Genomic DNA, 19,727 nt, shown 5'->3' with positions numbered 1-19,727 from the left:
TCAAGCAGGCCCGGTGAGGTGAAAGATCAGGGTGTCCAGTGCAGAAAATTGCGGTACAGGGCTAGGCCATGTGCTGCACTTTTTTCTGGGTGAAATTGTGTCGCAAAAATATTATCGCGTGACACAGCGCAGGTGAACAAACCACCGTAGTCTGTCTGCGCCGCAGAATGGGCCAAGTCTTTGGGCCGTGCATAAAAGCTGTGCACGAAATAAAAGTAGCTGTTGTCAGGCACGTCTTGCCACATGGCGTGAGCTCGGGTTTGCAGCACTTGGTTCCAGCCCATCTGGGGCACTTTGAAGCGGCTGCCATCGGCCTGGGTGCGCCCAGCCAAATCAAACTTCACCACCTCACCCGGAATCAACCCCAAGCCCGGGGTGTCACCCTCTGCGCTGTGGTCGAGCAGCATTTGCATGCCCACGCACACGCCAAACAAAGGTTTTTTGTGCGCGGCGTCCAGCACGGCGTCCATCAAGCCCGACTCGCGCAACTCGCGCATGCAATCGGGCATGGCACCTTGGCCAGGCAAGACCACGCGGTGTGCGTCACGCACCACCTGCGGGTCAGATGTGACCACCACGTCGGCATGGTCCACCAACGAGGCGGCGTGCATCACGGCCTGCGCCACCGAGCGCAGGTTGCCCATGCCGTAGTCCACAACTGCGACTTTGTTGTTCATGAGAGCAGGCGCATCACAAACTGCCCTTGGTGGAGGGGATCATGCCCACCGAGCGTGGGTCCAGCTCAAGCGCAGCACGCAGGGCGCGAGCAAACGCTTTGAACACGGTTTCGGCCTGGTGGTGGGCGTTCTCACCGCGCAGGTTGTCGATGTGCAGTGTCACACCCGCGTGGTTCACAAAGCCCTGAAAAAACTCAAACGCCAACTGGCTGTCGAATTCGCCGATCATGCCGCTCTTGAACGGCACGTGCATCACCAAGCCAGGGCGGCCAGAAAAGTCCACCACCACGCGGCTCAGGGCTTCATCGAGGGGCACGTAGGCGTGGCCATAGCGGCGAATGCCTTTTTTGTCGCCCACGGCTTTGGCAAACGCTTGGCCCAAGGTGATGCCCACGTCTTCGACGGTGTGGTGGCCATCGATGTGCAAATCGCCTTCGGCATGGATGTCCAAATCGATCAAGCCATGGCGCGCAATTTGGTCCAGCATGTGGTCAAAAAAACCAATGCCGGTGGACAGCTTGGACTGACCTGTGCCATCGAGGTTGACCTTGACGGTGATGCGGGTCTCGGCGGTGTTGCGGCTGACTTCAGCGGTACGAGCGGTCATGCGGGGCTTTCAAGAAAGAGCAGAGGTCAAGGCCGCCAGCAATTGTGCGTTCTCATCCGGTGTTCCCACCGTCAAGCGCAGGCAGTTGGCCAGCAAGGGATGCATTTTAGAAACGTTCTTCACCAACACATGGCGCGCTTTGAGCGCGGCAAACACGTGGCTGGCGGCGCTGTCTGTGTCACCCTGTGGCGCTGCAAAGCGCACCAGCATCATGTTGGCATCGCTGGCATAGGGAGTGACACCCGGCAACTGCTGCAACGCTTTGAACAACACCTCGCGCTCAGCGCGGATGGTGGCCGCCTGCACGGCAAACACATCGGCGTGCTCTAAGGCGAACAACGCGCACTCGGCGTTGAGCACGCTCACGTTGTAGGGCGGACGCAGTTTGTCAACTTCATGCACCAGCGCCGTGGGGCCCACCATGTAGCCCAAGCGAATCCCAGCCAAACCAAACTTGGACAAGGTGCGCATCAACAACACATGCGCATTGGCTGCTGGGTGCTGGCGAATTTCATCCAACCAACTGCGGCTCGAAAAGGGTTGGTAGGCCTCGTCCATGACCACCAAGCCACCGTACGCGCTGACTTGGGCGATGAGGCGGCGAATCACCGACCCGTCCCACAAATTGGCCGTGGGGTTGTTGGGGTAGGCCAGGTACACGATGGCCGGCTCGTGCTGTGCAATTGCAGCGGACATGGCCGGCTCGTCCAACTCAAAGTCGGCCGTCAAAGGCACGCCGATGTAGGGCAATCCTTGCAACTGCGCGCTCATGGCGTACATCACAAAACCGGGTTCTGGCGCAAGTACTTTGGCGCCTGGGACAGCGCAGGCCATCGACAACAAGGAAATCAACTCGTCGGAGCCATTGCCCAACATCAGCGTCGACCCTGCCGGCAATTCGACATAACGGGCCAGCGCATTCTTCAAATCGTCGATCCGCGAACCGGGGTAGCGGTTGACCTCAACCGCACCCAAACGCGCACCCAATTGCGCTTGCAATTCAGACGAGAGGGTGAAAGGGTTTTCCATCGCGTCGAGCTTGACCATGCCCGCCGAATGCTGCACGGCATAGGCATGCATGGCTTGGACGTCGGGGCGGATGAAACGCAAGGGGGTACTCATGCGCAATCTTTCTTCAAACGGAACTCGGCGGCCATGGCGTGGGCTTGCAAGCCTTCGCCATAGGCCAACACGGCGGCAATCTTGCCCAGCGTCTGCGCACCCTGCTCGCTCACCTCAATCAGGCTGCTGCGCTTTTGAAAGTCGTAAACACCCAATGGCGAGCTGAAACGCGCGGTGCCACTGGTGGGCAACACGTGGTTCGGGCCGGCACAGTAGTCGCCCAGGCTTTCGCTGGTGTAAGCGCCCAAGAAAATAGCGCCTGCGTGCTTGAGCAACGGCTCCCAACGGTGGGGCTCGTGGCTCGACACCTCCAAGTGCTCGGGCGCAATGCGGTTGCTGATGGCACAGGCTTCTTCCATGCTGCGGGTGTGGATCAACACCCCACGGCCATTGAGCGATTTTTCGATGATCTCGCGCCGTGGCATCTGCGGCAACAAACGCTCGATCTCGGCTTGCACACGGTCAATGTAGGCCGCGTCGGGACACAGCAACACGCTTTGCGCCAGCTCGTCGTGTTCGGCCTGGCTGAACAAATCCATCGCCACCCAGTCAGGCGGTGTGGAGCCATCGGCCAGCACCAAAATTTCGCTCGGGCCCGCAATCATGTCAATGCCCACGGTGCCAAACACTCGGCGTTTGGCAGCCGCCACATAAGCGTTGCCAGGGCCGGTGATTTTGTCCACCGCTGGCACCGTGGCCGTGCCGTAAGCGAGCGCTGCCACCGCTTGCGCCCCGCCAATGGTGAAGACGCGGCTGACACCCGCCACATAGGCGGCAGCCAGCACCAGAGGGTTGCGTTCACCCTGCGCAGCGTTGGCTGCATGTTTGTCGCGGGCGGGCGTGGGCACCACCATGATGATGTCGGCCACCCCGGCAACGTGGGCGGGAATGGCATTCATCAACACGCTCGATGGGTAGGCGGCTTTGCCACCCGGCACGTAAATGCCCACACGGTCAAGCGGCGTGACTTTTTGGCCCAGCAAGGTGCCATCGGCGTCGCGGTAGCTCCAGCTCTCGCCGCTGGCTTTGCGCTGTGCCTCGTGGTAGCTGCGCACCCGGGCCGCCGCCGCCTGCAAGGCGTCGCGCTGCTCGGTGGGCAAACTGTCGAAAGCGGCTTTGAGTTCGGCCTGCGTCAGCTCCAAGGCCTCCATGCGGTCGGCCTTCAAGCCGTCGAAGCGTTCGGTGTATTCCAGCACGGCGGCGTCCCCGCGTGCGCGCACATCGGCCAAGATCTCGGCCACACGTTGCTCAATGGCGGCATCGGTGTCCGCCGACCAATGCAGGCGCGCTTTGAAATCGGCTTCAAAGCTGGGGCTTGCGGTCGAGAGACGGAGCGGTTGTGCCATGGCAGGTCGGTGTCAGAAGTTAGAAGTTAACGGGCGGCAGGCAAGGCGGCTTCGAACGCATCGATGATGCGGCGAATGGCTGCTTGCTTCAATTTGAGGGCGGCTTGGTTGACCACCAAGCGCGAGCTGATGTCCATGATGCGCTCGACCTCCACCAAGTGGTTGGCCTTGAGCGTGTTGCCGGTCGACACCAGGTCAACGATGGCATCAGCCAAGCCGGTGAGCGGCGCCAACTCCATCGAGCCATACAGCTTGACCATGTCCACGTGCACACCCTTGGAGGCAAAAAAGTCACGCGCAATCGCGGTGTATTTGGTGGCCACTTTCAAGCGTGCGCCTTGTTTGACCTGGGCCGCGTAGTCAAAATCAGCCCGCACGGCCACGCTCATGCGGCACTTGGCGATTTGCAAGTCCAGCGGCTGGTACAAGCCGGCCGCCACCACACCGTTGGCATAACCACCGCCGTGCTCGATCAAGGTGTCTAGACCGGTCACGCCCAAGTCGGCACCGCCGTACTGCACGTAGGTGGGCACATCTGAGGCACGCACCAGCACCACACGCACGTTGGCGTGGTTGGTGGGCAAGATCAGCTTGCGCGATTTTTCAGGGTCTTCCAACACCTCAATGCCTGCGGCTTTGAGCAACGGCAGGGTTTCATCGAAGATGCGGCCTTTGGAGAGCGCGAGTGTGATCATGTCATGTGCTTTCATGGCGTAGGGGCCATCATTTGACTCGTTCAATGTCAGCGCCAATGGCGCGCAACTTGGCTTCCATCTTGTCGTAGCCACGGTCGAGGTGGTAGATGCGGTCGACCAAGGTCTCCCCCTCGGCCACCAAGCCGGCAATCACCAACGAGGCCGAGGCCCGCAAGTCGGTGGCCATGACGGTGGCGCCCGACAACTGGGGCACGCCTTCGAGCACCGCCACCTTGCCGTCGATCTGGATGTGCGCGCCCAAGCGCACCAACTCGTTGACGTGCATGAAACGGTTTTCAAAAATGGTTTCTGTCACCTTCGATGCCCCCCGTGCAATGGCGTTGAGTACCATGAACTGGGCTTGCATGTCGGTGGGGAAACCGGGGTATTCGGTGGTGCGAAAGTTTTGCGCCTTGAGGTGCGCAAACGCAGGGGCAGCACCTTGAATGCGAATGCCCTCAGGGGTGGCGGTGACGGTGGCACCTGCGTCTCGCAGCTTGTCGATCACCGCGTCCAAATGGTCGGCACGGGCATGGCGCAACAACACATCGCCCCCTGTGGCTGCCACGGCACACAAAAAGGTGCCAGCTTCGATGCGGTCGGCCACCACCTGGTGGTGACAGCCGTTCAAGCGCTCGACACCTTGGATGTGGATGCGGCTGGTGCCATGGCCTTCAATTTTGGCCCCCATGGCAATCAGCATCTCGGCCAAGTCTGGGATTTCAGGTTCTTGAGCGGCGTTTTCCAACACTGTCTCGCCATCGGCCAGCGCCGCGGCCATCAAAAAGTTTTCGGTGCCCGTGACCGTCACCATGTCGGTGGCAATGCGTGCGCCCTTCAAGCGCGTCAAACCCGGCTTGAGCTTGGCCAGCATGTAGCCGTGCGCCACTTCAATCTCGGCCCCCATGGCCTGCAAGCCCTTGATGTGCTGATCGACAGGACGCGAGCCAATGGCGCAACCGCCAGGCAACGACACTTTGGCACGACCAAAACGCGCCAGCAAAGGCCCCAAAGCCAGCACCGAGGCACGCATGGTTTTGACCAGCTCATACGGGGCTTCGGGGTTGTTCAAGCGCCCCGCATTCAAATGCAACCCGCCGGCATCGTCGCGCTCCGCCGTGACACCCATGTTGCGGATCAGCTTGAGCATGGTGGCCACGTCTTGCAGCTGCGGCACATTGCCCAGCACCACGGTTTGGTCGGTCAGCAAGGCCGCGCACAGTTCGGGCAACGCCGCGTTTTTAGCGCCAGAAATCAGCACCTCGCCGTTCAAGCTGCGACCGCCGCGAATCAATAGTTTGTCCATAGCGTTGGGGGGCTCAAGCGCGATCGGCAGCAGGCAAGGCTTGCCACTCGGCGGGGGTGTAGGTTTTCATCGACAAGGCATGGACCTCGTCGTTCTGCATTTTTTGGCCCAGCGTGGCATACACCCGTTGGTGGCGCTGAATCAAGCGCTTGCCCTCGAACTCGGCCGATACCAAGGTGGCGTACCAGTGGCGGCCATCGCCATCGACGTGCAAATGCTCGCAAGGCAATTGGGCAGCAATCAATGCTTGTATTTCTTGTGCGGTGATCATGCGGTTCAGCCTCGAATTTTGTAGCCTGTGCGCAGCAAATGCAGCGCCACACCCGAGACCGTCAACAAGCAGCTCACCACCAAACCCAGACTGAGCCACGGTGACACATCGCTTTGGCCAAAAAAGCCATAACGGAAACCGTCAATCATGTAGAAGAAAGGGTTGAGGTGGCTCACGCTTTGCCAAAAGCTGGGCAAGGAATGGATGGAATAAAACACGCCACTCAAAAATGTCATGGGCATGATGACAAAGTTTTGAAACGCGGCCATTTGGTCAAACTTGTCGGCCCACAAACCCGCGATCAAGCCAAGCCCGCCGAGCATCGCGGCACCGCACGCAGCAAACACCAAGGCCCACAATGGGTGGGCTGGCCACAGCGAAACGCTCAGCACCGAGGATTGCCAGACAAACACACTGGTCACCAGCAACACGCCCAAGCCCACCACCAAGCCACGCACCATGGCCGACAAGGTATAGGCAAAGAACCAGCTCCAGTGCGACAGCGGCGTGAGCAACAAAAACACCAAGTTGCCCATGATCTTGCTTTGCACCAACGACGATGAGCTGTTGGCAAAGGCGTTTTGCAACACGCTCATCATCACCAAACCTGGAATCAAGAACGCGGTGTAGCTCACACCGCTGTAGACCTGCACACGGTCTTCCAACACATGGCCAAAGATCAGCAGGTACAGCACGGCGGTCAGCACAGGCGCCGCCACGGTTTGGAAACCCACCTTCCAAAAGCGCAGCACTTCTTTGTAAAACAGAGCGGTCCAGCCGGTCATACGCGCACCTCGTCGGCATGTGCCGCCATCACGTCCAAGAACACGTCTTCCAAATCGGCTTTGCGAATTTCAATGTCTTCGGCCACCAAGCCCGCTTCACGCACCGCGGCCAAATAGCGCTCAATCTCCAGCGCATCGTTGGCCGGCAATTGCACAATGCGGCCCGTGACGCGCGCCTTGACCGCCAACGCCGCAGGCAATTCGGCATCGAGCTTGAAGCGCAACACATTGCTGGACGCGGCTTTGAGCAACTCGCTGGTGTTCTCCAGCGCCACCACCTTGCCCTGCTTGAGCATGGCAATGCGGTTGCACAAGGCTTCGGCCTCTTCCAAGTAATGGGTGGTCAGCAACACGGTGTGGCCTTGCTTGTTGAGCTTGGCAATGAATTGCCACAAGGTTTGGCGCAACTCCACGTCCACACCGGCCGTGGGCTCGTCGAGCACGATGACGGGCGGTTTGTGCACCAAGGCCTGGGCCACCAACACGCGACGCTTCATGCCGCCCGAGAGTTGGCGCATGTTGTGGTTGGCTTTGTCGGCCAAGCCGAGGCTGTGCAACAACTCGTCGATCCAATCGTCGTTGTGGGTCACGCCAAAGTAGCCCGATTGAAAGCGCAAAGCTTCGCGCACGTTGAAAAAAGGATCAAACACCAACTCTTGCGGCACCACGCCCAATTGGCGGCGCGCCTGAGCGGCTTGGGTGTTGACGTCAAAGCCGTGCACGGTGACGGCACCGGCACTGGCTTTGGACAAGCCCGCCAGGATGCTGATGAGGGTGGTTTTGCCCGCACCATTGGGGCCTAGCAAGCCAAAGAACTCGCCGGGCTGAATGTCAAAGCGCACACCGTCCAGGGCCTGAAACGGGCCTCGGGCAGTGACGTAGGTTTTGGAAACGGATTGAAAGGAGATAGCTGGCATGGGAAGCCTTCGATTTTAAGGCTTTGCCAGTACCCTTCGGGCAACAACGTTCAGCCGATCAACTCGGTCACGCCATAAACGCGCGCCAAGGCCTGGGCACGCTCAGGCAAACCGTGCACTTGGAGCTGCCCGCCTTGCGCCAACACGGCACGCCGACAAGCCAGCACCACCGCCAAAGCGGACGAATCAAATTGCGTCAGCGCCGAGGCATCGACCACCGCTTGGTCGCCTTGCGCCATGTTGGCACGCAGAGCCTTCACCAACGCGTCAGCCACCGACTGGGCTTGAGCCTGGGTCAAGATGGCAGGCAGTGCCACGGGGCGCGCAACAGGGGTAGACATGGCTTATTTGGCGTCCGCTTTGCGCACGCTGTTGGATTTGTTACGTTCTGCCAAGCTTGCAATCAACCCATCGACCCCTTTGGCATTGATTTCTTGGGCAAATTGGGTGCGGTAGTTGTCGACCAGCCACACGCCCATGACATTGAGGTTGTAAATGCGCCAACCCGATGGAGCATCGGGGGATTTCTCCACCCGGTAATCGAGCTGAATCGGGTCACCTTTGCCACGGACTTCGGTGCGAACAATGAACTCCTTGTCTTCAGGAGCGGCGCGCGAGGGCTTGACCACAACCGACTGGTCGCTGACTTGGTTAACCGCCCCAGCGTAGGTGCGAACCAACAAGGCTTTGAACTCTTCTTGCAGACGCTTTTGCTGCTCTGGGGTGGCCTGACGCCATCCTGGGCCCACGGCAGAGGCCGTCATGCGTTGAAAATTCAGATTTGGCATGACGCGCTGGTCGACCAGCACCGAGATTTTGTTGATGTCACCCGACAAGATCGTTTTGTCGGCTTTGACGGTGTCCAACAAATCGCTGGACAAGCGTTTGATAAAGGCGTCGGCTGTGTCGTCAGCCGCCCACGCGGCGGGGATCAGTGTCACGCCGCCCAGCAGCCCAATGGCCAAGGCAGCGGTGGCACGTGTCAACGTACGTCGGATCAAAGAAAAACGGGGCATTGGTTTCAGGTCCATCGATAACATGTGGTTTCAACGCGCTGGCGCGTCATTTGGCCGACTCAGGCTCGACGCTGTAGTCGGGCTCGTCTTCCTCTGGCGGGTTGCCGTCGTAAATTTGCGAGCGTCGGTATTGTAAAAAAGCGTCGCGGGTGAAGCTGTATTTATCGAGAGAGGCCTCTTCAAGCAAGTTGCCAGCGTCCAGCAGCGCCGCCCGCTTGTCCACCAAACGCAAGGCGGTGGTTTGGTTGCGGATCGAGACATCGCTGATGCCATGCACCGCGTCGGTGGTGGCGTCTGTCATGAAACCGGCCGTGTCACGCACGGTCGAGGGGCCAAACAATGGCAACACCACATACGGGCCGCTGCCCACACCCCAAAAGCCCAGGGTTTGCCCAAAGTCTTCGTTGTGACGCTGAAGTTTGATTTCAGTGGCCACATCAAACACGCCGTAAATGCCAAACACCGTGTTGACCACCACGCGCATGAACGACTCTGCTGTGTCTTTGCCTTTCAGTTGCAAACCGCTGTTGAGGGTGGTTCGAACATCGGACAGGTTGTTGAAAAAATTATGCAACCCCGTTTGCAAAGGCTTGGGCGTGTAATCGCGGTAGCCACGCGCCAAAGGTTGGGTCACGTTTTCGTCCACGCTGTCGTTGAAGCTCGCAATTTTGCGGTTCATCGGCTCCAACGGGTCCTTCGGATTGGCATTGGGACCGGTCGCACACGCCGAAACCATCAACATTGCGCCTGCACACAGCATTGCGCCGACTGGGCGCTTGAAACACAGAACGTTCATTTGGCGGAACCTTGGCTCGGGGCTGGGTCGGCCGCTTTGTTGTAGAGGAATTGGCTGATCAAGTTCTCCAACACCACGGCCGATTGGGTGGATTGGATGCGGTCGCCAGAGGCCAGGTTATCCGCCTCAGAGCCGGCCTCTATGCCAATGTATTGCTCGCCCAACAAGCCGCTGGTCAAGATTTTCAACGAGCTGTCTTTGGGAAATTTGTAGCGGCTCTCCATCGCCATGGTCACCGTGGCTTGGAAAGTTTTGTCGTCAAACGTGACCGACTCCACCCGCCCGACCACCACGCCCGAGCTTTTGACAGCGGCTTGACGCTTCAACCCACCGATGTTGTCAAAACGCGCCGTCACCGCGTAGGTGGATTGAAAGTTCAAACTCAGCAAATTGGCCGACTTGAGGGCCAAAAACAAAATAGCCGCCGCCCCCAACAGGACAAACAAACCCACCCACACGTCATTTTTAGAGCGTTGCATTGCGTCGCCTCGAATTTAAATACTGAACATCATGGCGGTCAGAACAAAGTCCAACGCCAACACGGCCAAAGAAGCCACCACCACCGTGCGGGTGGTAGCACGAGACACGCCTTCCGGCGTGGGCTGCGCTTGGTAGCCTTGCTGCAAAGCCACAAAGGTCACGGTGACACCAAAGACAAAACTTTTCACCACCCCGTTGCCAACGTCTTTCCAAACGTCCACACCGCCTTGCATCTGGCTCCAAAACGAGCCAGCATCGACACCGATCATGAGCACGCCCACCATCCACCCGCCCAGCACACCCACGGCACTGAAGACGGCAGCCAGCAAGGGCATGGTGATGACGCCACCCCAAAAGCGCGGCGCCAAAATACGACGCACGGGGTCCACGGCCATCAAGTCCATGGCGCTGAGTTGTTCGCCCGCCTTCATGAGACCGATCTCTGCGGTCAGCGAGGTGCCAGCACGCCCCACAAACAACAAGGCACTCACCACCGGGCCTAACTCTCGCACCAAGCTCAAGGCGACCAACAAACCCAGCGCCTCCGACGAGCCATAGCGCTGCAAGGTGTAGTAACCCTGCAGGCTGAGCACAAAGCCCACAAACAAACCCGACACGGCAATGATGGCCAGCGAGTAGTTGCCCAAAAAATGAATTTGGTCACGCACCAAGCCAAAGCGGCGCAGGTTGTCCCCCAGCAGGCTGAGCAAGCGCACAAACAACCGTGTGGCTTGACCCAAATCGGCCAGGTAACTGCGAATGGCAAACCCGATGTTGGCGATGAACTTCATACCGAACCTCGAACACCAAAATCTTGCGCCACCGAGGGGCCGGGGTAATGAAAGCGCACCGGCCCTTCAGGCGCTGCGCTGACAAACTGGTGCACCAAGGGGTCGGTGCTGTGGCGCACTTCGTCCGGCGTGCCCTGTGCCGCGATCTTGCCGTTGGCCAGCACGATCACCTGATCGGCGATGTGGAAGGTCTCGTCCAAGTCGTGCGACACGATGACACTGGTCAACCCCAAGGTGTCGTTGAGCTGGCGAATCAAACGCGCAGCGGTGCCTAAAGAAATCGGGTCCAAGCCCGCAAAAGGCTCGTCGTACATCACCAGCTGCGGGTCCAAGGCCATGGCGCGGGCTAAGGCCACGCGCCTTGCCATGCCACCCGAGACCTCAGACGGCATGAGATCGCGCGCACCGCGCAAGCCCACGGCTTCGAGCTTCATCAGCACAATGTCGCGCACCATGGATTCGCTCAAGTCGGTGTGCTCACGCAGGGGAAACGCCACGTTGTCAAACACGCTCAAGTCGGTGAACAAGGCGCCAAACTGAAACAGCATGCCCATGCGACGGCGCACGGCATACAAGCCGGCTGGGTCGAGGGTAGAGATTTCTTGACCATCAAAGGTCAAGCTGCCCGACTGGGCGCGGTACTGGCCGCCAATGAGGCGCAAGACCGTGGTTTTTCCGCCGCCAGAGGCACCCATCAAGGCCGTGACTTTGCCACGCGGCACCGTCAAGGTGATGCCATCCAAAATGACGCGCTCGCCATAGCCAAAGCGGATGTCGCGCAGTTCGACCAAGGGCGTCATGTTGGAGGAAGGGTTTAATGGGAAAGTCATAGCAAAGCAAAAGCCGGTGAATGCCGGCTTTGCGATTTTAAAACCAAGTCGTTACAGACTTGTGAAGATGGGTATAGATCAACGGGGCAGATCGCTCGCGCCCATCAAGAACTCATCCACAGAGCGGGCGGCCTGTCGGCCTTCGCGGATGGCCCACACCACCAAGGACTGACCACGGCGAATGTCGCCTGCTGCAAACACCTTGGCCACATTGGTGGCATAACCCCCCGTCGCCTCGGTGCTGGCCTTGGCATTGCCACGGGCATCTTTGTCCACCCCAAAGGCGTCGAGCACGGTGGCGACAGGATTGACAAAGCCCATGGCCAAGAGCACCAAGTCGGCCTTGATGGTTTCTTCTGTACCAGCCACCTCCACCATCTTGCCGTCTTTCCACTCGACACGAACGGTTTTCACGCCCGTGACTTGGCCGTTTTCACCCACGAACTCTTTGGTCGAAATGGCGAACTCGCGCTTGAGCAAGCCCTTTTCGGCACTCTCGTCGTGGCTGGAGCTGGTGCGCAGCTTGAGCGGCCAGTAGGGCCACACCAAGGGTTTGTTTTCTTGCTCGGGCGGCATGGGCATCACCTCGAACTGCACCACGGCCGCAGCGCCGTGACGGGTGCTGGTGCCCACGCAATCGCTGCCGGTGTCGCCACCGCCAATCACCACCACATGTTTGCCATCGGCACGCAATTGGTCTTTCAGCTTGTCGCCGGCATTGACCTTGTTTTGCTGTGGCAAAAACTCCATGGCGAAATGAATGCCTGCCAAGTCACGGCCCGGGGCGGGCAAATCGCGTGACTGCTCGGAACCACCGGTCAAAAGCACCGCGTCGAAGTCTTTCTTGAGCTGCTCGGGGCTGATGGTCTCCACCGCCCAATTGGTGACTTTGGAGCCCTTGGGCAACTCACCCACCATCACGCCGGTGCGGATGGTCACGCCTTCGGCTTCAAGCTGTTTGGCACGGCGGTCGATGTGTGACTTTTCCATCTTGAAGTCTGGAATGCCGTAGCGCAGCAAGCCACCGATGCGGTCGTTCTTTTCGAACAGGGTCACGTCGTGGCCCACGCGTGCCAACTGCTGTGCAGCGGCCATGCCTGCAGGGCCAGAGCCCACCACCGCCACTTTTTTGCCGGTTTTGTGCTTGGGCACTTGGGGCGTCACCCAGCCCTCAGTCCAGGCCTTGTCAATGATGGCGTGCTCAATGGACTTGATGCCCACAGCGTCGCCATTGACGTTGACCACGCAAGCGGCTTCGCAAGGTGCGGGGCAAATGCGTCCGGTGAACTCGGGGAAGTTGTTGGTGCTGTGCAGCACCTCGATCGCGTTCTTCCAGTCGCCTTGGTACACCAAGTCGTTGAAATCCGGAATGATGTTGTTGACCGGGCAACCGTTGTTGCAAAACGGCGTGCCGCAATCCATGCAGCGCGCGCTTTGGGCTTTGGCTTGTGTGTCATCCAAGCCGATGACGAACTCTTTGTAATGCTTCAGGCGCTCAGGCACGGGCTTGTAGCCCTCCTCGATGCGCTCAATTTCCATGAAGCCGGTGACTTTTCCCATGATGTATGTCCTTGTGCTCTAACGTGCAGATTGGCTTAATTGGCGGCGACAGCTTTTTTTGCTTTGACCACGGAGGCCTTCGCTTCCTTGGCCGCATGCAGCTCGCCCAAGGCACGCTTGTATTCGTTGGGGAAGACTTTGACGAACTTGCCGCGTGACTCAGCCCAGGTGTCCAGCACATCGCGGGCACGCTTGGAGCCGGTCCAGCGGTGGTGGTCTTCGAGCAGCTTTTTGAGCTGGGCTTCGTCGCTTTGCTCACGGTGCCAGATGGCACGTGGCAACGCAGCTTCTTGCTCAGCAGCGGTCAGCACTTTTTCCAACGACACCATGGCGGTGTTGCAGCGTTTGGCAAATTGACCGTCTTCGTCGTACACATAGGCCACGCCGCCGCTCATACCGGCCGCAAAGTTGCGCCCTGTCTTGCCCAGCACAGCCACGGTGCCACCGGTCATGTATTCGCAGCCGTGGTCGCCCGTGCCTTCCACCACCGCGGTGGCACCGGACAGGCGCACCGCAAAGCGCTCGCCGGCCACGCCTGCAAAGAAGGCTTCGCCGCGTGTGGCACCAATCATCACGGTGTTGCCGACGATGATGTTGTTGACCGCTTCGCCGCGGAAATCGAGGCTCGGACGAACCACCACGCGACCACCCGACAAACCTTTGCCGGTGTAGTCATTGGCGTCACCAATCAGATACAAGGTGATGCCGTTGCACAAAAACGCGCCAAACGATTGACCGCCCGTGCCTTCGAGTTGGATGCGGATGGAGTCATCCGGCAAACCTTCTGGGTGCACCTTGGTCACCGCGCCAGACAGCATGGCACCGACCGAGCGGTTGACGTTGCGCGTCACGTCCATGAATTGCACTTTTTCGCCACGCTCGATGGCGGGTTTGGATTTCTCGATCAGTTTTTGATCGAGTGCTTTTTCCAAACCGTGGTCTTGGGTCGACACATGCAAGCGCGGCACATCGGCACCCACTTGCGGCACAGCCAGCAAACGGCTGAAGTCCAGGCCACTGGCTTTCCAGTGCTCAATGCCTTGGCGCATGTCGAGCAAGTCGGCACGGCCAATCATGTCGTCAAACTTGCGGATGCCCAACTGGGCCATGATCTGGCGCACTTCTTCGGCGATGAAGAAGAAGTAATTCACCACATGCTCTGGCTTGCCGGTGAACTTCTTGCGCAACTCGGGGTCTTGCGTGGCCACACCCACCGGGCAGGTGTTGAGGTGGCACTTGCGCATCATGATGCAGCCTTCTACCACCAGCGGTGCGGTGGCAAAGCCAAACTCGTCAGCACCCAACAAAGCACCCACGGCCACGTCACGGCCCGTCTTCATTTGGCCGTCGGCTTGCACACGGATACGACCGCGCAAACCGTTGAGCACCAAGGTTTGTTGGGTTTCGGCCAAACCGATTTCCCACGGGCTGCCTGCGTGCTTGATGGACGACCAAGGCGATGCGCCCGTGCCACCGTCGTGCCCGGCGATCACCACGTGATCGGCCTTGCACTTGGCCACGCCTGCGGCGATGGTGCCCACACCAATTTCAGACACCAGCTTGACGCTGATGTCGGCATGGGGTGCCACGTTTTTCAAGTCGTGGATCAATTGGGCCAAGTCTTCGATGGAGTAAATGTCGTGGTGTGGCGGAGGCGAAATCAAGCCCACGCCTGGCACGCTGTAACGCAACTTGCCGATGTACTCAGACACTTTGGCACCTGGCAACTGGCCGCCCTCGCCCGGCTTGGCACCTTGTGCCATCTTGATCTGGATTTGATCTGACGACGAGAGGTATTCGGCGGTGACACCAAAGCGGCCCGAGGCCACTTGTTTGATGCGCGAGCGCAGGCTGTCGCCCGCTTGCAGCGGCATGTCGACTTCGACCACATCGTCACCGATCACGCTCTTCAAGGTTTCCCCCTGTTTGATGGGGATGCCTTTGAGTTCGTTGCGGTAACGCGCAGGGTCTTCACCGCCTTCGCCAGTGTTGCTTTTTCCACCGATGCGGTTCATCGCCACAGCCAGGGTGGCATGGGCTTCGGTGCTGATCGAGCCCAAGGACATAGCCCCGGTGGCAAAGCGTTTGACGATCTCGGTGGCGGGTTCGACCTCGTCCACCGAAATGGCTTTGGCTGGGTCGATCTTGAAGTCGAACAAACCACGCAGAGTCAGGTGACGCTTGTTTTGGTCGTTGACGATCTGGGCGTACTCTTTGTACGTGTTGAAGTTGTTTGAGCGGGTGCTGTGCTGCAACTTGGCAATCGCATCAGGCGTCCACATGTGTTCTTCGCCACGGGCACGCCAAGCGTATTCACCGCCGGTGTCGAGCATGTTGGCCAAGATGGGGCTGTCACCAAACGCGGCATGGTGCATGCGGATGGCTTCTTCTGCCATCTCAAAAATACCGATGCCTTCCACACGGCTGGGCGTGCCGGTGAAGTACTTGCTGATGGTTTCGGTGTTGATGCCGATGGCTTCAAACAATTGCGCTCCGCAATACGACATGTAGGTCGACACGCCCATCTTGGACATGATCTTGGACAGGCCTTTGCCAATGGCTTTGACGTAGTTGTAAATCGCTTTGTCGGTTGACAAATCGGCTGGCAAGTCTTTGTGCATCGCAGCCAAGGTTTGCATGGCGAGGTAGGGGTGGACCGCTTCGGCACCGTAACCGGCCAAGACGGCAAAGTGATGCACTTCGCGGGCGCTGCCCGTCTCCACCACCAAGCCAGCGGTGGTGCGCAAACCTTCGCGCACCAAGTGCTGGTGAATGGCAGACAGTGCCAACACGGCAGGGATGGCCACCTGGGTGGCGCTCACGCCACGGTCGCTGATGATCAAAATGTTTTTGCCACCCTTGATCGCATCGACCGCTTCAGCACACAAAGAAGCCAACTTGGCCTCCACACCGTCATGCCCCCACGCCAGGGGATAGGCGATGTTGAGCGTGGCACTCTTGAATTTGCCTTGGGTGTGCTGCTCGATGTCGCGCAACTTGGCCATGTCGGAGAAGTTGAGCACGGGCTGGCTCACTTCCAAGCGCATGGGTGGGTTGACTTGGTTGATGTCAAGCAGGTTGGGCTTGGGGCCAATGAATGACACCAAGGACATGACGATGGCTTCGCGGATCGGGTCGATCGGCGGGTTGGTCACCTGAGCAAACAACTGCTTGAAGTAGTTGTAGAGCGGTTTGTTTTTGCTCGACAAAACAGCCAAGGGGCTGTCGTTGCCCATGGAGCCGATGCCTTCTTCGCCGTTGATGGCCATGGGGGCCATCAAAAACTTGATGTCTTCTTGCGTGTAGCCAAACGCTTGTTGCAAATCCAGCAATTCAGGGCTGGCATCTTCCAAGCCCACGCCGTGTGGCTCAGAGGCGCCCAAGGGCAACTCTTGCGTGCTTTCACCTGCCACCGGATGTTTGACGTCGTCCAAGCGGATGCGGACGTTCTCGATCCACTGCTTGTACGGTTTGGTGTTGGTCAAGCCGGCTTTGAGCTCTTCGTCGTCGATCATGCGGCCTTGTTCCAGATCGATCAGGAACATCTTGCCGGGTTGCAAACGCCACTTGCGCACGATCTTGCTTTCGGCCACAGGCAACACGCCGGACTCTGAACCCATGATCACCATGTCGTCGTCGGTGATGCAGTAACGCGAGGGACGCAAGCCGTTGCGGTCGAGCGTGGCACCGATCTGGCGGCCATCGGTGAACACAATGGACGCGGGACCGTCCCAGGGCTCCAACATCGCAGCGTGGTATTCGTAAAACGCTTTGCGACGCTCGTCCATGGTGGTGTGTTGCTCCCAGGGCTCTGGGATCATCATCATCACAGCTTGGCTGATGGGGTAGCCCGACATCGTGAGCAACTCCAAACAGTTGTCAAACGTGGCGGTGTCCGATTGGTCGGCAAAGCTGATGGGGTAGAGCTTTTTCAAGTCGTCGCCCAACACGGGTGACGACATCACGCCTTCGCGGGCCTTCATCCAGTTGTAGTTGCCTTTGACCGTGTTGATCTCGCCGTTGTGCGCCACATAGCGATACGGGTGGGCCAGCGGCCACTCGGGGAAGGTGTTGGTTGAGAAACGTTGGTGCACCAGGCCCAAGGCCGAGACGCAGCGTTCGTCCGACAGGTCTTTGAAATAGGTGCCCACTTGGTCGGCCAACAGCAAGCCTTTGTAAATGACCGTGCGGCTGGACATGCTGGGCACGTAATATTCTTTGCTGTGCTTGAGGTTCAGGTTTTGAATGGCAGCGCTGGCGGTTTTGCGAATCACATACAGCTTGCGTTCCAGCGCGTCTTGCACGATCACGTTGTTGCCGCGACCGATGAAGATCTGGCGCATGATCGGCTCTTTGGCGCGCACCGTGGGCGACATGGGCATCTCAAGGTTGACGGGCACATCGCGCCACCCCAAGAGCACCTGGCCTTCGGCCAAAACCGCACGCTCCAACTCTTGCTCACAGGCCAGACGGGATGCATGTTCTTTGGGCAAGAACACCATGCCCACACCGTACTCGCCCAGGGTCGGCAAGGTCACGCCTTGTTTGGCCATCTCTTCGCGGTACAGCGCATCGGGCAGCTGAATCAAGATGCCTGCGCCGTCGCCCATCAAGGCATCTGCGCCCACCGCACCCCGGTGATCCAGGTTTTCCAGAATCTTCAGGGCCTGACCCACGATGGCATGGCTCTTGACCCCTTTGATGTGGGCCACAAAACCCACGCCGCAGGCGTCATGTTCGTTGGAAGGGTCGTACAAACCCTGATGTTGCAGTTGAGCTTTTTGGGCAGCCGTGGTCATGGCGCATTCCTCTAAATATTCAGCGGGGGTGAGAGGATACTGCACTGCACCATTTGTGCCAAGCAAATTAATTGGGGTCAGAACCTAATTAATTAAAGCCTCACAAGCGCCAGGAATTAATTGGGGACAGGTTTATCAACCTTGGCAAAGGGCCGTCCCGCCTTGGATTTGCTCAACCGACGCTCAGTTTGCGCTTGCAAACTGCCTTTGAACTCATCGTCTCCCAACGCCCAACCACTGAGCGTGGCATCGGTCAATGCACCCTGTTGGTCCGCGTTGATGCCAGCCCGCACCAATTCGGCGTACGCCGCCTCGCGGGCAAATGGGGTGTTGCCCAAAGCCCAATACAAGGCATGGGGCGTGACCAAACGATCACTGCGTTGGCCGATGTAATGCCGATGGCTGGACCACACATAGTCTTCGGGCTGCGCCACCAGGTGGGCGCGCACAGGGTTGAGGTCGATGTAGGCCATACAGGCCAGCAAGTAGCGGTCGGTCTGGATCAAGGTGGAGCGGTAACGCCCTTCCCACAGCGTGCCGGTGCGGCCGTGGACTTTGTTGAACACCTGCACATAGCTGCGGCCCACCGCCTGCATCATCTTGGGCAAGGCTTGGTCTTGTTGAGGCGTAACCAGCAGGTGCAGGTGGTTGCTCATCAGCACATAGGCGTGCACGTCGACCTTTTGTGCACGGCTGTGCTCGAAGAGCAAATCGAGCATGCGCTGGTCATCGTCAGGGGTGCGAAAAATATCCTGCCGGTTGTTGCCCCGCAAAATGACATGGTGCGGGTAGCCGGTGACAGTGAGACGGGGAAGGCGAGCCATCGCATCATGTTAATTGGGTTCTGACCCCAATTAAAAGAGATCCCTCAGATTTTGAAGCGCGTTGCTGCCAAGTCTTGCAAGCCAAACTCTTCCAACAAGGCCTGCAAACTCTCGGCGGCAGTGCGTTTTTTCTGGCCGGTGTACTTGGCCAGGATGAGTTCGTTTTTCATGCTGTGCTCCCAACCGACCAGCTCGGTGACGGTGACTTGGTAGCCCTGCGCCTCCAGGTACAAACACCGCAAGACGTTGGTGAGTTGGCTGCCCATCTCGCGGGTGTGCAAGGGGTGACGCCACAGCTCGGCCAAGGGTGTGCGCTGCAAGTTGAGGGCTTTGTGCTGGTTGAGCACGCGCGCCAACTCGGCCTGGCAGCATGGCACGAGCACCATGTGCTGGGCTTTCTTTTGCAGGCCAAACGCGATGGCGTCGTCGGTGGCGGTGTCGCAGGCGTGCAGCGCAGTGACCACGTCGATGTGCGCAGGCAGCGCGTCACTGTGCGCCGACTCGGCGACGCTGAGGTTGAGAAACTGCATGCGCTCAAACCCCAAGCGCTGCGCCAGCGCCTGAGAGGAGGCCACCAATTCAGCCCGGGTTTCAATGCCATAAATATGGCCCCGCCCCAGCGCCTTGAAAAACAGGTCGTAGATGATGAAACCCAAATACGACTTGCCTGCCCCGTGGTCCGCCAAGGTGGGTCCCGCCTCGCTGGCGGGCAGTTCTTTCAGCAGCTTGTCGATGAACTGAAACAGGTGGTAGACCTGCTTGAGTTTGCGCCGCGAGTCTTGGTTGAGCTTGCCCTCGCGCGTGAGGATGTGCAGCTCTTTGAGCAGCTCAATGGATTGGCCGGGGCGCAGGTCGAGGTCGAGCGGTTTCTGGGGTGCTGCTGTTTTGTGTTTGGGCATGCTTCG

19 protein-coding genes are annotated in these 19,727 nt (G+C 59.0%); all 19 read right to left on the bottom strand.

Annotation, left to right across the window (positions count from 1 at the left end):
* Positions 1-26 precede the first annotated feature (26 nt).
* The 19 genes from hisH to ACKWJN_RS07800 all read right to left on the bottom strand — a co-directional run bounded on the left by hisH (position 27) and on the right by ACKWJN_RS07800 (position 19,721).
* Entirely contained in the window at positions 27-677 is a 651-nt protein-coding gene (gene hisH, locus ACKWJN_RS07890) for an imidazole glycerol phosphate synthase subunit HisH (RefSeq protein ID WP_408595790.1), read from the bottom strand.
* 13 nt (positions 678-690) lie between these two features.
* A complete protein-coding gene (hisB, locus tag ACKWJN_RS07885; RefSeq protein ID WP_408595789.1) occupies positions 691-1,284 on the bottom strand; it encodes an imidazoleglycerol-phosphate dehydratase HisB in 594 nt (197 codons plus the stop codon).
* A gap of 9 nt (positions 1,285-1,293) precedes the next feature.
* The gene (gene hisC, locus ACKWJN_RS07880; protein ID WP_408595788.1) at positions 1,294-2,406 is read right to left on the bottom strand and encodes a histidinol-phosphate transaminase; all 1,113 of its coding nucleotides are present in this window, start codon (positions 2,404-2,406) and stop codon (positions 1,294-1,296) included.
* A complete protein-coding gene (gene hisD, locus ACKWJN_RS07875) occupies positions 2,403-3,752 on the bottom strand; it encodes a histidinol dehydrogenase (RefSeq protein WP_408595787.1) in 1,350 nt (449 codons plus the stop codon). Before hisD ends, hisC begins: the two co-directional genes overlap by 4 nt.
* A 26-nt stretch (positions 3,753-3,778) precedes the next feature.
* Positions 3,779-4,447, bottom strand: a complete 669-nt coding sequence (gene hisG, locus ACKWJN_RS07870; protein ID WP_408595916.1) for an ATP phosphoribosyltransferase — start codon at positions 4,445-4,447, stop codon at positions 3,779-3,781.
* Between the two features lie 28 nt (positions 4,448-4,475).
* Complete coding sequence (gene murA, locus ACKWJN_RS07865; protein ID WP_408595786.1) at positions 4,476-5,753, bottom strand: UDP-N-acetylglucosamine 1-carboxyvinyltransferase; 1,278 nt, start codon at positions 5,751-5,753, stop codon at positions 4,476-4,478.
* A 13-nt stretch (positions 5,754-5,766) separates the two neighbouring features.
* Complete coding sequence (locus ACKWJN_RS07860; protein WP_408595914.1) at positions 5,767-6,021, bottom strand: BolA family protein; 255 nt, start codon at positions 6,019-6,021, stop codon at positions 5,767-5,769.
* Positions 6,022-6,029: 8 nt separating this feature from the next.
* Positions 6,030-6,809 carry an ABC transporter permease gene (locus tag ACKWJN_RS07855; RefSeq protein WP_408595785.1) on the bottom strand — a complete coding sequence of 260 codons (780 nt, stop codon included), beginning with the start codon at positions 6,807-6,809 and terminating at the stop codon, positions 6,030-6,032.
* Entirely contained in the window at positions 6,806-7,726 is a 921-nt protein-coding gene (locus ACKWJN_RS07850; protein ID WP_408595784.1) for an ABC transporter ATP-binding protein, read from the bottom strand. Before ACKWJN_RS07850 ends, ACKWJN_RS07855 begins: the two co-directional genes overlap by 4 nt.
* A gap of 50 nt (positions 7,727-7,776) precedes the next feature.
* A complete protein-coding gene (locus ACKWJN_RS07845; RefSeq protein WP_408595783.1) occupies positions 7,777-8,067 on the bottom strand; it encodes a lipid asymmetry maintenance protein MlaB in 291 nt (96 codons plus the stop codon).
* Between the two features lie 3 nt (positions 8,068-8,070).
* The gene (locus tag ACKWJN_RS07840; RefSeq protein ID WP_408595782.1) at positions 8,071-8,742 is read right to left on the bottom strand and encodes a phospholipid-binding protein MlaC; all 672 of its coding nucleotides are present in this window, start codon (positions 8,740-8,742) and stop codon (positions 8,071-8,073) included.
* A 46-nt stretch (positions 8,743-8,788) separates the two neighbouring features.
* Positions 8,789-9,478, bottom strand: coding sequence for a VacJ family lipoprotein (locus ACKWJN_RS07835; protein WP_408595912.1), 690 nt, complete (start codon positions 9,476-9,478; stop codon positions 8,789-8,791).
* A gap of 56 nt (positions 9,479-9,534) precedes the next feature.
* Complete coding sequence (mlaD, locus tag ACKWJN_RS07830) at positions 9,535-10,017, bottom strand: outer membrane lipid asymmetry maintenance protein MlaD (RefSeq protein ID WP_408595781.1); 483 nt, start codon at positions 10,015-10,017, stop codon at positions 9,535-9,537.
* Positions 10,018-10,032: 15 nt separating this feature from the next.
* Positions 10,033-10,809: a lipid asymmetry maintenance ABC transporter permease subunit MlaE gene (gene mlaE / locus ACKWJN_RS07825; RefSeq protein ID WP_408595780.1), complete on the bottom strand. Its 777-nt coding sequence runs from the start codon at positions 10,807-10,809 to the stop codon at positions 10,033-10,035.
* Positions 10,806-11,639: an ABC transporter ATP-binding protein gene (locus ACKWJN_RS07820; protein WP_408595779.1), complete on the bottom strand. Its 834-nt coding sequence runs from the start codon at positions 11,637-11,639 to the stop codon at positions 10,806-10,808. Before ACKWJN_RS07820 ends, mlaE begins: the two co-directional genes overlap by 4 nt.
* A 78-nt stretch (positions 11,640-11,717) precedes the next feature.
* The gene (locus ACKWJN_RS07815; RefSeq protein ID WP_408595778.1) at positions 11,718-13,199 is read right to left on the bottom strand and encodes a glutamate synthase subunit beta; all 1,482 of its coding nucleotides are present in this window, start codon (positions 13,197-13,199) and stop codon (positions 11,718-11,720) included.
* A gap of 35 nt (positions 13,200-13,234) precedes the next feature.
* The gene (locus tag ACKWJN_RS07810) at positions 13,235-17,998 is read right to left on the bottom strand and encodes a glutamate synthase-related protein (protein WP_408595777.1); all 4,764 of its coding nucleotides are present in this window, start codon (positions 17,996-17,998) and stop codon (positions 13,235-13,237) included.
* Positions 17,999-18,114: 116 nt separating this feature from the next.
* Positions 18,115-18,822, bottom strand: a complete 708-nt coding sequence (locus ACKWJN_RS07805; protein WP_408595776.1) for a transposase — start codon at positions 18,820-18,822, stop codon at positions 18,115-18,117.
* Positions 18,823-18,866: 44 nt separating this feature from the next.
* Entirely contained in the window at positions 18,867-19,721 is an 855-nt protein-coding gene (locus ACKWJN_RS07800) for a class I SAM-dependent methyltransferase (protein WP_408595775.1), read from the bottom strand.
* Positions 19,722-19,727: the final 6 nt, after the last annotated feature.

The sequence above is a fragment of the Limnohabitans sp. genome (assembly GCF_046052825.1).
Taxonomy (GTDB): Bacteria; Pseudomonadota; Gammaproteobacteria; order Burkholderiales; family Burkholderiaceae_C; genus Limnohabitans.
This window is presented reverse-complemented; position numbering and strand designations above follow the sequence as displayed.

Bases quoted from the DNA above. Each gene is read 5' to 3' on its own strand.
- ACKWJN_RS07855 (WP_408595785.1), bottom strand. From the start codon at position 6,809: ATGACCGGCTGGACCGCTCTGTTTTACAAAGAAGTGCTGCGCTTTTGG.
- hisH (WP_408595790.1), bottom strand. From the start codon at position 677: ATGAACAACAAAGTCGCAGTTGTGGACTACGGCATGGGCAACCTGCGC.
- hisC (WP_408595788.1), bottom strand. From the start codon at position 2,406: ATGAGTACCCCCTTGCGTTTCATCCGCCCCGACGTCCAAGCCATGCAT.
- ACKWJN_RS07815 (WP_408595778.1), bottom strand. From the start codon at position 13,199: ATGGGAAAAGTCACCGGCTTCATGGAAATTGAGCGCATCGAGGAGGGC.
- mlaD (WP_408595781.1), bottom strand. From the start codon at position 10,017: ATGCAACGCTCTAAAAATGACGTGTGGGTGGGTTTGTTTGTCCTGTTG.
- ACKWJN_RS07835 (WP_408595912.1), bottom strand. From the start codon at position 9,478: ATGGTTTCGGCGTGTGCGACCGGTCCCAATGCCAATCCGAAGGACCCG.
- ACKWJN_RS07840 (WP_408595782.1), bottom strand. From the start codon at position 8,742: ATGCCCCGTTTTTCTTTGATCCGACGTACGTTGACACGTGCCACCGCT.
- hisG (WP_408595916.1), bottom strand. From the start codon at position 4,447: ATGATCACACTCGCGCTCTCCAAAGGCCGCATCTTCGATGAAACCCTG.
- ACKWJN_RS07850 (WP_408595784.1), bottom strand. From the start codon at position 7,726: ATGCCAGCTATCTCCTTTCAATCCGTTTCCAAAACCTACGTCACTGCC.
- ACKWJN_RS07845 (WP_408595783.1), bottom strand. From the start codon at position 8,067: ATGTCTACCCCTGTTGCGCGCCCCGTGGCACTGCCTGCCATCTTGACC.
- murA (WP_408595786.1), bottom strand. From the start codon at position 5,753: ATGGACAAACTATTGATTCGCGGCGGTCGCAGCTTGAACGGCGAGGTG.
- mlaE (WP_408595780.1), bottom strand. From the start codon at position 10,809: ATGAAGTTCATCGCCAACATCGGGTTTGCCATTCGCAGTTACCTGGCC.
- ACKWJN_RS07810 (WP_408595777.1), bottom strand. From the start codon at position 17,998: ATGACCACGGCTGCCCAAAAAGCTCAACTGCAACATCAGGGTTTGTAC.
- ACKWJN_RS07800 (WP_408595775.1), bottom strand. From the start codon at position 19,721: ATGCCCAAACACAAAACAGCAGCACCCCAGAAACCGCTCGACCTCGAC.
- ACKWJN_RS07820 (WP_408595779.1), bottom strand. From the start codon at position 11,639: ATGACTTTCCCATTAAACCCTTCCTCCAACATGACGCCCTTGGTCGAA.
- hisD (WP_408595787.1), bottom strand. From the start codon at position 3,752: ATGGCACAACCGCTCCGTCTCTCGACCGCAAGCCCCAGCTTTGAAGCC.
- hisB (WP_408595789.1), bottom strand. From the start codon at position 1,284: ATGACCGCTCGTACCGCTGAAGTCAGCCGCAACACCGCCGAGACCCGC.
- ACKWJN_RS07805 (WP_408595776.1), bottom strand. From the start codon at position 18,822: ATGGCTCGCCTTCCCCGTCTCACTGTCACCGGCTACCCGCACCATGTC.